This is a genomic window from Sphingomonas sp. (assembly GCF_051962185.1).
In the GTDB taxonomy this organism is placed as follows: Bacteria; Pseudomonadota; Alphaproteobacteria; order Sphingomonadales; family Sphingomonadaceae; genus Sphingomonas.
Genome location: NZ_JBQCCN010000202.1, coordinates 1 through 12656 on the forward strand (window position 1 = coordinate 1; position 12656 = coordinate 12656).

The window sequence follows — 12656 nt, forward strand, 5'->3', positions numbered from 1 at the left end:
GCGCAATAGGCATTGGCCGCGACCGATTGCGGCGTCGCCGGCAGATTGGCGGCGACCAGGAAGACCTGGCCTTCCTCGATCTGGTCCGAATCCTCGCCCGGCAGAATCGCCTTCGCCATCGGCCCGCCGGCGTCGACGGTATAGGTGTTGCCGTCGTTGAGCGCATAGCCCGAGACGCTCTTGGTCCCGTCCTTGACCTTGAATTCGCACTTGGTGCCGCCCGGCAGGGGGTTGGCGAATTCCCACACGAAGGTCTGCTGGTCGGCCCAGCGGCCCTGGCCGCCGACCGCGTAGGTGACATCGAACGGCGACGGTGCGCGCGGATCGCCCAGCGCGATCATCGGCTGGCTGAAGCGGACGGTGAAGCGCTCGATCGAGCCGTTGCCGACGCCGGGCGTCGCCACGGTGATGTGCGGAGCGTTGTCGCCGAACGCGAGCGCCGGAGAGAGCGCAAGGGCAAGAACCGCGAGACGGGCCGCGAGCTTCATACATCCCCCTTCTGTCGTGGCTTCTGTGAGCGGACGGGAGGGTATCCTAGGTTAGGGGGAAGTCCAGTCAAAAGCGGGATTGGGCATCGATCTCGGACGAGGAGGCGTCGTTATTTCAAGCCTCCCTTCTGACGACGGGACTATCGCATATAGACCTGCGCGGCGAGCGGGCCTGCCTGGGGCTTGTCGCATCACCACGATTGCCAAAAAGTCGCCGCCTGGAATTGTGGTTGGTCCGCTTCACCTCGCGTCACCCCGGGCTTGTCCCGGCATGACGGTCGAGGTTGGCAGTGACAGTTCGCATTACGCCGGGCGACTATCGCGCACCGGCCGGATCGCTTGCTAGCGTATCGCAATAGGCGAACAGCCCGGGCACGCCGCCGGTCATGATGTAGAGGACGTCGCGATCGCGCCACGCGCCGCTTTTCGCGCGGTCGAGAAAGCCGGCGAAGGCCTTGCCGCTATAGACGGGATCGAGCAGCAGGCCTTCGCTACGCGCCATCAGGCGGACCGCGTCCACCATCGCCGTCGTGGGCAGGCCATAGGCGTCGCCGCGCTGCGAGCCGTCGATCAGGATGGCGCCCTCGGGCAGGCTGCGCTCGGGCGCGACGAGGCGAAGCGACGCCGCCGCCAGAGCGCGCGTGTCGGTCAGCGCCTTGTCGAGCGGCGCCAGCACGGTGAAGGACAGGACACGCCGCGGATCGTCGCCGGCGGCGGAAAGGCCGGCGGCGAGACCGGCGTGCGTGCCCGCGCTGCCGTTGGGCAGGACCAATGCCTCGAAGCGCAGCCCCAGGGCGCTTTCCTGCTCGAGCACTTCCGCCGCGCACGCCGCATAGCCGAGGCTGCCGAGCGGCGACGACCCGCCGCTGCCCACGACATAGGCCTTGCGGCCTTCACGACCGAGGTCGTCGGCCCGCGCCTGCGCGGCGGCCAGCGCATTGGCGTCGCCCGCCAGGTGATGCACCGTCGCGCCGAACAGATCGTCGAGCAGCAGATTGCCGTTGGTGCGATAGGCCTGGTCGTGCAGCGGCACGACATCGCTCAGCATCAATTCGCACGCCAGCCCGGCACGCGCCGCGGCGGCGGCGCTCTGGCGCGCATGGTTCGATTGCAGCCCCCCGGTCGTGACGAACGTGTCGCAACCCCGCGCCAGCGCTTCGCCGATCAGATACTGGAGCTTGCGCAATTTGTTGCCGCCCCCGCCCACCGCCATGAAATCGTCGCGCTTGACCCACAGGCGTGCACCGCCGGCCGCATCACCGAGCATCTGTTCGAGGCGCGTCAGGCGCTGGATCGGCGTCGGTCCGTCGAGCAACGGGAAGCACGGAAGCCGGTTCAGGATGGTCGTCAGTTCCGTGGTCACGTCGCTACCTCCATTGTCCGATCGGCTACCGCGCTGTCGCTTGCGGACGCCGATAACCGCGCCGCGTTTCGCGGTCGAACGGTTCGGGTAATCGGCGCGGATTGACAAGGGCGTAGCCACAGGCCTAGCGCCGTGATGTCATCACGTACCATTGATCGTGAAGGGCAATCGACGCGGCCCTGAGCGCTCTCCTGTTCGGGCTCCCATGACCGCCAAGCTTCGTCGCTACGCTCCGCTGCTCGCGTCGCTCTTGACGACGAGCTGTGTGGTCGGTCCGAACTTCAAGCCGCCCGCGGCGCCGCCGGTCTCCGGCTATACCGCGACCCCGCCCGCCCCCACCGTCGCGACTCCGGGCATGCCCGGCGGCGAGGCGCAACGCTTCATCAGCGGGGCCGATATCCCGGCCGATTGGTGGACGCTGTTCCACTCCAGACAGCTCAACACGCTGATCGAGCGGGCGCTCGCCAACAATGCCGATCTCAAGACGGCACAGGCCGCGCTTCTCGCCGCGCAGGAAAACACCCGGGCCCAGCGCGGCGCTTACGCCCCCAAGGTCACCGCGGGGGTCGGCGTGACGCGCGAGCAGGATCCGTCGGGCGCGCTCGCGCCGGTGCCGAGCAACAATGCCTTTCTCTACACCCTGGTGACCCCGCAGCTCAGCGTTTCCTACACGCCCGACGTGTTCGGCCTGAACAAGCGGACCGTCGAGTCGGCCGCGGCCCAGGCGGAGGCCAGCCGGTACCAGATGGTCGCGGTCTATATCACGATCAGCGCCAACCTCGCCGCCGCCGCGATCCAGGAGGGATCGCTCGAGGATCAGATCGACGCCACCAACCAACTGATCCGCATCGACCGCGAGATGCTGGGAATAGCCGATTATCAGAAATCCAAAGGCTATCTGAGCGGCGCCGACCTGATCGCGCAGCGCGCGCAGCTCGCCCAGCTCGAAGCGTCGCTGCCGCCGCTGATCAAGCAGCGCGATCAGGAGAACAATCTGATCGCCGTGTTGACCGGCCAATATCCCGGCCAGGGCCAGGCGCCGAAATTCAGCCTGGCGGATTTCACCTTGCCTTCGGACCTGCCGCTCAGCCTGCCGTCGGTGCTGGTCGAGCGGCGGCCGGACGTTCTCCAGGCGCAAGCCAATATGCATGCCGCGAGCGCGCAGGTCGGGATCGCGACCGCCAATCGTCTGCCCAACATCACGCTGAGCGGAAATGCCGGCAGCACCGCGCTGGCGATCGGCCAGGTGTTCGGGCCGGGCACCGGCTTTTGGAACCTGGGCGCCGCGTTGCTGGCGCCGATCTTCGATGGCGGCACCCTGCTCCACCAGCAGCGTGCCGCGCGCGCCGCCTACCAGCAATCCGCCGAGCAATATCGCTCCACCGTGCTGACCGCGTTCCAGAACGTCGCCGACACGCTGGCGGCGCTCGAACAGGACGCGAAGACGGTCAAGGCGACCGCCGCCGCGCAGGATGCGGCCAAGGCGAGCTTCGACATATCGAGCCGGCAATATAAGGACGGCTATTTCGCCTATACCGCCGTGCTCACCGCCAACCAGGCGTACCAGCAGGCGCGGCTGGCGCTCGTCCAGGCCGAAGCCGATCGCTTCGCGGACACTGCCGCCTTGTTCCAGGCGCTCGGCGGCGGCTGGTGGCACCAAGCCGATCTGAACGGGCCGCAAAAATGATGCACAGACAGTCATTATCCCGGGCGATGGTCGCCGCGGTCGCGCTGGTCCTCGTCGCGGGCTGTTCGAGCCCGCCCGAGCAACAGCAAAACGCCAGCGACACCGCCGCCAACGTCCGCCTGACCAAGGCGCAATTGAGCCGCATCGCCATCTATACCGTGGTGCCGCTCGGCTATCGCCAGCGGATCGAGGCGCCGGGCACGGTGGATTTCGACAACGACCAGGCGACCGCCGTGGTCTCGCCTTTCACCGGCCCGGTGACGCGGACCCTGGTCGCGCTCGGCCAGCATGTCGTCAAGGGCCAGCCGCTGGCGCTGGTCCAGTCGGGCGATTTCGCCGCCGCGATCGGCACCTATCGAAAGGCGGTGGTCGCCGCCGCCAACGCGCGGCGGATCGCCACGGTCGACAAGGACCTGCTCGCGCATAACGGCATTTCAGAGCGCGAGGCGACCCAGGCGCAGGCCGACGCGGCAAGCGCCGACGCCGACCGCGCTGCCGCGCTCCAGGCGCTGCTCGCGCTCAACGTCGACCGCGGCGCCATCCGCAATGCGATGTCGGGCGGGGCGGCGGAGGCGGCCGGCGTCATCCGCGCGCCGGTGTCGGGCACCATCGTCGACAAGCAGATCACGCCCGGCCAATTGCTCCAGGCGGGCAGCAGCCCGACCTTCACCGTCGCCAATCTCTCGCAGGTCTGGGTGCTCGCTCAGGTCTCGAGTAGCGAGGTGGGCGCGATCGGCCTCAACGACGCGGCGGAGATCGATCCGGGCACCAACGCCGGCGTCTTTCACGGCAGGGTCGAGAATATCGCCGCTTCGGTCGATCCGGCCACTCGCGCGGTGATCGCCCGCGTGGTCGCGCCCAATCCGGGCGATCTGCTCAAGAAGGCGATGTATGTCGACGTCTCGATCGAGTCGAACCGGGTGAGCACCGGGTTGCTGGTGCCGGTTTCCGCGGTGCTGCGCGACGAACAGAACCTGCCGTTCGTCTATCTGGCGCAGCGCGACGGCAGTTTCGCGCGACGCAACGTCACGCTCGGCTATCACGATGCGCAGCGCTACGACGTGACCAGCGGGCTCAACAACGGCGACCGGGTCGTCGTCAACGGCGCCATCTTCCTTCAATTCATGCAGAACCAATGAGCGACGATCCGCCCGCGGCGCCGCCCACCGGCTCGTCGTTCATCAATCGGATCGTCGCGACCAGCCTCGAACAACGCATCCTCGTGCTGGTGCTCGCGGTCATCCTGATCGGGGCGGGATTGCGGGCCTGGAGCCGCTTGCCGGTCGACGCCTATCCCGACCTCTCCCCGCCCAGCGTCGAAATCATCACGCAATGGCCCGGCCATGCCGCCGAGGAAGTCGAGCGGCAGATCACCGTCCCGATCGAAAACGGGATGAACGGCATTCCCAAGCAGAACGTCATCCGATCGGTCTCGCTATACGGATTGTCGGACGTGGTCATCACCCTCGACCAGGATGCCGACCGCAATTTCGGGCGGCAGCAAGTGTTCAACCGGATCGGCGACCTCGAATTGCCGAGCGGCGTCACGCCGTCGGTGTCGCCGCTGACCTCGCCGTCGGGGCTGATCTATCGCTACACGCTGCAAAGCCCGGACCGCACCCCGACCGAGCTGAAGACCTTCGAGGATTGGATCGTCGAGCCGCAGTTCAGGTCGGTCCCCGGTGTCGCCGACGATTCGGGATTCGGCGGCGGGACCATGCAATACCAGGTCCTGCTCGACCAATTCCGTCTCGCCGGCGCCGGCCTGTCGCCGCAGCAGGTCGAAAGCGCGCTGGCCGCCAATAACGGCAACGGCGGCGGCGGCTTCTATTCGCAAGGCGGGCAATTCTACTACGTTCGCGGGCTCGGCCAGATGAAGACGGTCGAGGACATCGGCAACGTCGTCGTCGCCGTCCACAACGGCGTCCCGACGCTGGTCAAGGACGTCGGTCGCGTGACGCTCGGCATCGCGCCCAGGCTCGGCGAATTCGGCATCGGCAAGCAGGACGACGCGGTCGAAGGCGTGATCATGCTGCGCACCGGCGAGAAGACGCAGGACGTCCTGCAGCGCGTCGAGGCCAAGACCGATTATATCAACAAGAACGTGCTGCCCAAGGACGTGAAGATCGTTCCTTTCTACGACCGTTCCGACCTGGTGCATGAGACCGTGGTCACGGTCGAAGGGAATCTGTTGCGCGGCATGCTGCTGGTCGTCGCGATCCTGATCTTCTTCCTCTACGACGTGCGCGCCGGGCTGATCGTCGCGGTGACGATCCCGCTCGCCTTGCTGTTCGCCTTCACGTGTCTCGACCTCCAGAACGCCTCGGCCAATCTGTTGTCGATCGGCGCGATCGACTTCGGCATCCTGGTCGACGCCGCGGTCATCATGGTCGAGAACATCTATCGCCGTCTTGCCGAGCGCGGCGAGGATTCACCGGGGGTGATCGAGGTCATCCGCGACGCGGCGGCCGAGGTCGACCGGCCGTTGTTCTTCTCGGTGGTGGTGATCGGGGTCAGCTTCCTGCCGATCTATGTCCTGTCGGGGCCGTCGGGCGTGCTGTTCAAGCCGATGGCGGACACGATGATCTTCGCGCTGATCGGCTCGCTGATCGTCACCCTGACGCTGTTGCCGGTGCTGTGCTCCTCGCTGATGCGGCGCGGGGTGCGCGAACGGCGCAACGCGATCTTCGAGCGCATCCGCACGACCTATGCGCGCGGGCTCGACCATTGCCTCGCGCGCCCGCGCGGCACGGTCATCGTCTCGGGCGTCGTGTTGTGCGCGTCGCTGCTGCTCGCGTTGATGACCGGCGCGGAGTTCATGCCGCACCTCGACGAGGGCGCGCTGTGGGTGCGCGCGACCATGCCTTATTCGATCTCGTTCGATGAATCGGCCAAGATCGTTCCCAAGGTGCGCGCGATCCTGGCATCGTTCCCCGAAGTCACGACGGTCGCGTCGGAACATGGCCGACCGGACGACGGCACCGATGCCACCGGCTTCTTCAACGCCGAATTCTACGTCGGGCTGAAGCCCTATTCGCAATGGACCGGCGCCTATCACAGCAAGCCCGAGCTGATCGCCGCGATCGACAAGAAGCTCGCGACCTTCCCGGGGATCAGCTTCAACTATACGCAGCCCGCAGAGGATGCGGTCGACGAGGCCGAGACCGGCCTCAAGAGCGCGCTGGCGGTCAAGGTGTTCGGCCCCGATCTCAATACGCTGGAGGCCAAGGGCAAGGCGATCAAGGCGGTGCTCGAGCGCGTCCGCGGCATCAGCGACGTGACCCTGGTCCAGGAACTCGGCCAGCCGAGCCTGACGATCAAGATCGATCGCGCCAAGATCGCGCGCTACGGCATCAATGTCGACGACATCAACGGCCTGATCCAGACCGCGATCGGCGGCGACGTCGCGACGCAAGTGGTGCAGCAGGAGAAGGAGTTCGACCTGCTGGTGCGGCTGGAGGGCAAGTATCGCGACGACCCGGTGGCGATCGGCAACATCCTGGTCGCCACCCCCGACGGGCAGCACCTGCCGCTGAAGGACCTGGCGGATATCTCGGTCCAGAGCGGCGCCTCGTTCATCTATCGCGAGGACAACAGCCGCTTCATCGGGGTGCAATTCTCAGTCGAGGGGCGCGATCTCGCCGGCGCGGTGCGCGACGCGATGGGGCAAGTCGCGGCCAAGGTGCGGATGCCGGCCGGCTATCGCCTCGACTGGGGCGGCGAATATAAGGACTACACCACGTCGCGGTCGCAGCTGATGAACATCGTGCCGATCACCTTGCTGCTGATCTTCCTGCTGCTGTTCATGCTCTACCGCAATTTCAAGTTCCCGGCGATCACGCTGGCCGGGGTGCTGATGTCGGCGCCGGTCGGCGGCATCCTGGCCTTGTGGCTGACCGGGACCCCGTTCTCGGTGTCGTCCGGCATCGGCTTCCTCGCGCTGTTCGGCGTGTCGGTCCAGACCGCTTTGGTCTATATCTCCTATGTCAACGAGCTGCGGCTGTCGGGCACGCCGCTGACCGAGGCGATCCGACAAGCGGCGATCCTGCGGCTGCGGCCGATCATGATGACCGCGCTGGTCGCGGCGCTTGGCCTGCTGCCGGCGGCGCTCGCTTCGGGGGTCGGCACCGACACCCAGCGCCCGTTCGCGCTGGTCATCGTCAGCGGCCTGTTCGCCTGCCTGTTGATCATCGTCTTCCTGATGCCCGCGCTCTACACGCTGGTCGCGAAGGAGAACGATCGGCTCGAGGTGTGACCAACCAATCGCGATGAGCGGCGTCGACGCGCGCCTTCCGCCCGTCGCAACCAGGCTATTGGCGATCGCATCGCTTTTTGCGGAAAACCGGTACCCACTTTTCCGCACGATGCTTTAAGCGTAGCTCCGTGGACCTCTATCTCCCCATCGCCAATATGTCGGTCAACGCGCTGGTGATAGTCGCGCTGGGGCTATTCGTCGGCCTGTTGTCGGGGATGTTCGGGGTCGGCGGCGGGTTCATGACCACGCCGCTCCTCATCATCTACGGCATCCCGCCGACCGTCGCGGCCGCCTCGTCGGCGAGCCAGGTTACCGGTGCCAGCGTGTCGGGGGTGTTCGCGCACCTCCAACGGCGCGGGGTCGATTTCAAGATGGGCGGGTTGATGGTCGCGGGCGGCTTCGTCGGCTCGGGGGCCGGCGCCTGGATCTTCCGCCTGCTGCAGCAGACCGGCCAGATCGATACGGTGATCGCGGTCATCTATGTGATCATGCTCGGCTGGATCGGCTCGACCATGGCCAGGGAATCGATCCAGTACATCCTCGCCGTGCGCAGCGGTGCGCCGCCGCCCGCGCGCAAGCGCCGCCACCATCCGCTGATCGCGGCGCTGCCGTTCCGGATGCGTTTCTATCGCTCGGGGCTCTACGTCTCGCCGCTGGCGCCATTGCTGCTCGGGTTCGGGGTCGGCATCCTGACCATCCTGCTCGGCGTCGGCGGCGGCTTCATCCTCGTGCCGGTGATGATCTACGTCCTCGGCATGGCGACCCAGGTCGTCATTGGTACCAGCTTGTTCCAGACCTTGTTCGTCACCGCCTGGGCGACGATGGTCCATGCCACCACGACCAAGGCGGTCGACATCGTGCTCGCCGCCCTGCTGCTGCTCGGTTCGGTCACCGGCGCGCAATTGGGCGCGCGGTTCGCGTCGCGCGTGAAGCCGGAATATCTGCGCCTCGCGCTTGCCCTGCTGGTGTTGGCGGTCGGGATACGCATGGCGATCGGCCTGGGTTGGCGCCCGGACGAAATCTATTCGGTCGACCTGTCTTGAAGGCGCGCTCCGCCCTCGCCTTGCTGCTCGCACCGATGTTGATGGCGCAGACCAAGCCCGCTTCGAAGCCGGTGCTCGTCCCCGACGTGTCGCAGCGCGAGATCGAGATCGCTTACTCTTTCACCGGCGCCGACCTGCTGCTGTTCGGCGCGATCCTCTATCCCGGCGGTCGCTTGCCCGACGACCACGTGCCGACCGACATCGTCGTGGTGGTCAAGGGGCCGACCCAATCGATCCTGGTTCGCGAGAAACGCAAGATCGCCGGCATCTGGGTCAATGCGTCGCGGTTGCGCTATCGCTCGGCGCCGAGCTTCTACGGCATGGTGTCGTCGCGACCGATCGATCAGGTGGTCGATGGACGGACGCGCGCGATCTACGAGCTCGGGCTCGACAGTCTGCAGCTCTCCCCCGCCTCCAGCGCGCCGCAGGACGAGCAGGACCGGTTCGCGCGCGGCCTGGTCGACCTCAAGCGGCGGTCCGGCCTCTATTATCAGCAGCCCGGCGCGGTCGAGATCAGCGACGGCGTGCTCTATCGTGCCCGCGTCAACATCCCCGCGCGCGTGCCGGTCGGGCGCTTTACCGCCGAGACCTTTCTGATCCGCGATCATCACGTCCTGGCGGTCGCGACGCGCGATATCGACATCCGCAAATCGGGCTTCGAGCGCTTCGTCGCGCGCTCGGCGCAGCGCTCGTCGATCGCCTATGGGCTGGTCGCGGTCGCGCTGTCGGTGCTGGCCGGCTGGGGCGCGGGCTATATCGCACGGCGGGTTTGAGGAATCCGGCTGTTCAACGCTCCTCTCCGGCTTTCCGGAGAGCATTTGGAAATGACAGCGGTTTCGTCCTCCTCCCCTGTGAACGATAGCAAACCCAAAATTTACTCCTGCTCGGCCATAAGCGCTGCGGTATGACCAGGGGATCCCGATGACCGAGATGTTGGGCGGCGGCGCTTTCGCCCGGACGACGACCGACGCGACGCCCGCGCCGGCCACGGCCGGTGGCGTCGGGCGCGAGATCGGCGCGCTGATCGAGATCGCCGGGTCGGGCGGGCAAGTACTGCTCGATCACGACGCGGTCGAAAGCTATGCCGGCAATCCCGACCCCGTGCTCGCCTCGGCCGGCTCGGTCGGTGCGCAGCTCAAGATTCGCGTCGGCGCGACCTGGATGATCGCCAATATCCGCTCGCTCAGGCTCACCGACGCCGGCATTTTGGCGCAGATCGACTTCCTCGGCGAAGGCGACGAGGAGCGGCTGACCGGCAAGCTCTACAAGTTCCGCCGCGGTGTCACGCGCTATCCGGCGCCCGGCGTCGCCGCTTTTCCGGTGTCGACCGCCGACCTGAAGCAAGTCTATGCCGCCGACGACCGCGCCAATGTCGAGATCGGTACCGTCTATCCGACGAAGGACATCCGCGCCTCGCTCTATATCGACGCGATGCTCGGCAAGCATTTCGCCCTGTTGGGGTCGACCGGTACCGGTAAGTCGACCAGTGCTGCGCTCATCCTGCACAAGATCTGCGAGCTGGCGCCGCAGGGCCATATCGTCATGGTCGACCCGCACGGCGAATATTCGGCCGCGTTCCAGACCACCGGCGCGATCTACGACGTGTCGAACCTGCAAATGCCCTACTGGCTGATGAATTTCGAGGAACATTGTGAAGTGTTCCTGACCTCCTCGGGCTCGGAGAAGCAGATCGACCGCGACATCCTGGCCAAGTGCCTGTTGATGGCGCGCGGCAAGAGTCGATTGGGACAGGAGATCAGCAAGCTCACCGTCGACGCGCCGGTCCCCTATCTGCTCAGCGACCTGACCAATCTGATCCAGCTCGAAATGGGCAAGATGGACCGCGCCGGCGACACCGCGCCCTATCTTCGCATCAAGACCAAGATCGACGAGATCAAGGCCGACCCGCGCTACGGCTTCATGTTTTCGGGCATGCTGGTCGCGGACACGATGCAGGATTTCATCAGCCGGGTGTTCCGCCTGCCGGGCGACGGCAAACCGATCTCGATCATCGACGTGTCGGGCGTGCCGAGCGAGATCACGTCGGTCGTGGTCGCAGTCCTGAGCCGTATGGTGTTCGACTTCGCGATCTGGTCGCGCAACGAGCCGCACCGCCCGATCCTGCTGGTCTGCGAGGAAGCGCACCGCTACATCCCCAACGAGCGCAACGCCGACGGGTCGTCGGTCGGCAAGATCCTCAGCCGCATCGCCAAGGAGGGCCGTAAATACGGCGTCAGTCTGGGCCTGATCACGCAACGCCCGTCGGACCTCGCCGAAGGCGTGCTGTCGCAATGCGGCACGATCATCTCGATGCGGCTCAACAATGATCGCGATCAGGCGTTCGTGCGCGCGGCGATGCCCGAAGGTGCGCGCGGTTTCCTCGACGCCATCCCGGCGCTGCGCAATCGCGAATGCATCATCTGCGGCGAAGGCGTCGCCATCCCGATCCGCGTCGCGTTCGACGGGCTGGAGGAGGCCAAGCGCCCGGCCTCGGACGACCCGATCTTCTCGACCCTATGGCGCGAGACCGGCGGCGAGGATCAGATCATCGGTCGCACCATCCGCCGCTGGCGCTCGCAGGGGCATTGATCGCTTCACAATGACCGACCGCCGTCGCGGGCAAGAGCCGGCATCCGGCTGAAGAAAAGAAGAAGAAGAGATTCACGCGGAGGCGCGGAGGTGCGGAGTTTTATTCGCGCAGAGGCGCTGAGCACGCGGGGCAGCGGCGTCGCCGCCGAATCACCGATACTTTATAAGGCTGCTGGCGCAGCCATCTGACATCTTCCGAGTCAGCGACTTTCTTCTCCGCGCCACTACGCCTCCGCGGGAATCGAAACCTTCTTCGGGGAGAGGCTGTCCGCCGCGATACTATGGGGCGCCGACACCGACGATTATCCGGCGCCAGGCGCTCAATGCCCCTGCGAGCGCCAGCGGCGGATGGTGCGGCCGATGATCTGTTCCTCGCCGCCGGTCTCGCGCCACAGCGACGAGAAGATCGGGTCGTCCGACGCCGGGCGCTTGGCCTCCTCCAGCCCGTCGAACGCGACGCGGATCGGGATGGCGACGCCTTCGCCGCAGATGATGCATTCGCGATTCCGGAGCGCCGGGATGGCGTCGAGGAAACCGCGCGCGCCTTCGGGCATCGCGGCGCGGACGAACGCCTGGTCGCGATCGTTGTTGAGGCGCATCGAGATGATCGTGCCGCATTGCGACAGCACGCCTTCGGCGAGGTCCGACGGACGCTGCGTGATCAGGCCCAGGCTTACGCCGTACTTACGGCCTTCCTTGGCGATGCGGCTGAGGATCTTGCCGACCGACGACCCGTCGGCGTTGCGCTCGTTGGGAATGTAGCGGTGCGCTTCCTCGCAGACGAGCAGGATCGGGCGTCGCGCTTCGTTGCGCGACCAGATCGCGAAATCGAACACCATGCGCGACAGGACCGCGACCACCACCGAGGTGATCTCACTCGGCACACCCGACACGTCGATGATCGAGATCGGCTTGCCGTCGCCGGGCAGGCGGAACACGCGCGAGATGAAATTCGCCATCGTGTCGCCGACCAGCATCCCGGAGAACATGAAGCCGTAACGCGGATCGGCCTTGATCTCCTCGACCTTGGATTTGATGCGCAGATAGGGCGCGCTGTTGCTCGCCTTGTCCATCTTGCCCATCTCGACCTGCAATTGCGCGGTGAGATCGCTCAGCAGATAGGGCACCGGGGCATCGACCGTCAGCTTGGGGATATTCTGCCCGACGCGGCTCTTGCCGCGCGCGGCGAGCAGGCATTTGGCGAGGATGTCCGCGTCCATCTGGCGGTCGG

9 protein-coding genes are annotated in these 12656 nt (G+C 66.3%); 6 read left to right on the top strand and 3 right to left on the bottom strand.

Translation table 11 applies throughout. The features are described 5' to 3' along the window. Both ACTHJR_RS12850 and ACTHJR_RS12855 read right to left on the bottom strand, forming a co-directional pair. On the bottom strand, positions 1–488 hold a 488-nt coding region (locus ACTHJR_RS12850; protein ID WP_440523627.1), incomplete at its 3' end, for a hypothetical protein. Between the two features lie 316 nt (positions 489–804). Then, positions 805–1851 (bottom strand): pyridoxal-phosphate dependent enzyme, encoded by a 1047-nt coding sequence (locus ACTHJR_RS12855; protein WP_440523628.1) that lies wholly within the window; start codon positions 1849–1851, stop codon positions 805–807. Between the two features lie 205 nt (positions 1852–2056). On the opposite strand from ACTHJR_RS12855, the gene ACTHJR_RS12860 reads away from it, so the two are divergent. The 6 genes from ACTHJR_RS12860 to ACTHJR_RS12885 all read left to right on the top strand — a co-directional run bounded on the left by ACTHJR_RS12860 (position 2057) and on the right by ACTHJR_RS12885 (position 11425). After that, a complete protein-coding gene (locus tag ACTHJR_RS12860; protein ID WP_440523629.1) occupies positions 2057–3538 on the top strand; it encodes an efflux transporter outer membrane subunit in 1482 nt (493 codons plus the stop codon). Positions 3539–3564: 26 nt separating this feature from the next. Further along, positions 3565–4677, top strand: a complete 1113-nt coding sequence (locus tag ACTHJR_RS12865) for an efflux RND transporter periplasmic adaptor subunit (protein WP_440523630.1) — start codon at positions 3565–3567, stop codon at positions 4675–4677. Further along, the gene (locus tag ACTHJR_RS12870; protein WP_440523631.1) at positions 4674–7793 is read left to right on the top strand and encodes an efflux RND transporter permease subunit; all 3120 of its coding nucleotides are present in this window, start codon (positions 4674–4676) and stop codon (positions 7791–7793) included. The genes ACTHJR_RS12865 and ACTHJR_RS12870 overlap by 4 nt, the downstream gene beginning before the upstream one ends. Positions 7794–7921: 128 nt before the next feature. After that, on the top strand, positions 7922–8836 hold the full coding sequence (locus ACTHJR_RS12875; RefSeq protein WP_440523632.1) for a sulfite exporter TauE/SafE family protein: 915 nt from the start codon (positions 7922–7924) through the stop codon (positions 8834–8836). 35 nt (positions 8837–8871) lie between these two features. Beyond that, complete coding sequence (locus ACTHJR_RS12880) at positions 8872–9609, top strand: TIGR02186 family protein (protein ID WP_440523635.1); 738 nt, start codon at positions 8872–8874, stop codon at positions 9607–9609. A gap of 148 nt (positions 9610–9757) precedes the next feature. Further along, positions 9758–11425 (top strand): ATP-binding protein, encoded by a 1668-nt coding sequence (locus ACTHJR_RS12885; protein ID WP_440523633.1) that lies wholly within the window; start codon positions 9758–9760, stop codon positions 11423–11425. Positions 11426–11745: 320 nt separating this feature from the next. Here ACTHJR_RS12885 and ACTHJR_RS12890 read toward each other — a convergent pair. After that, positions 11746–12656 (bottom strand): ATP-binding protein (locus ACTHJR_RS12890; RefSeq protein ID WP_440523634.1); only part of this gene is annotated, 911 nt, incomplete at its 5' end.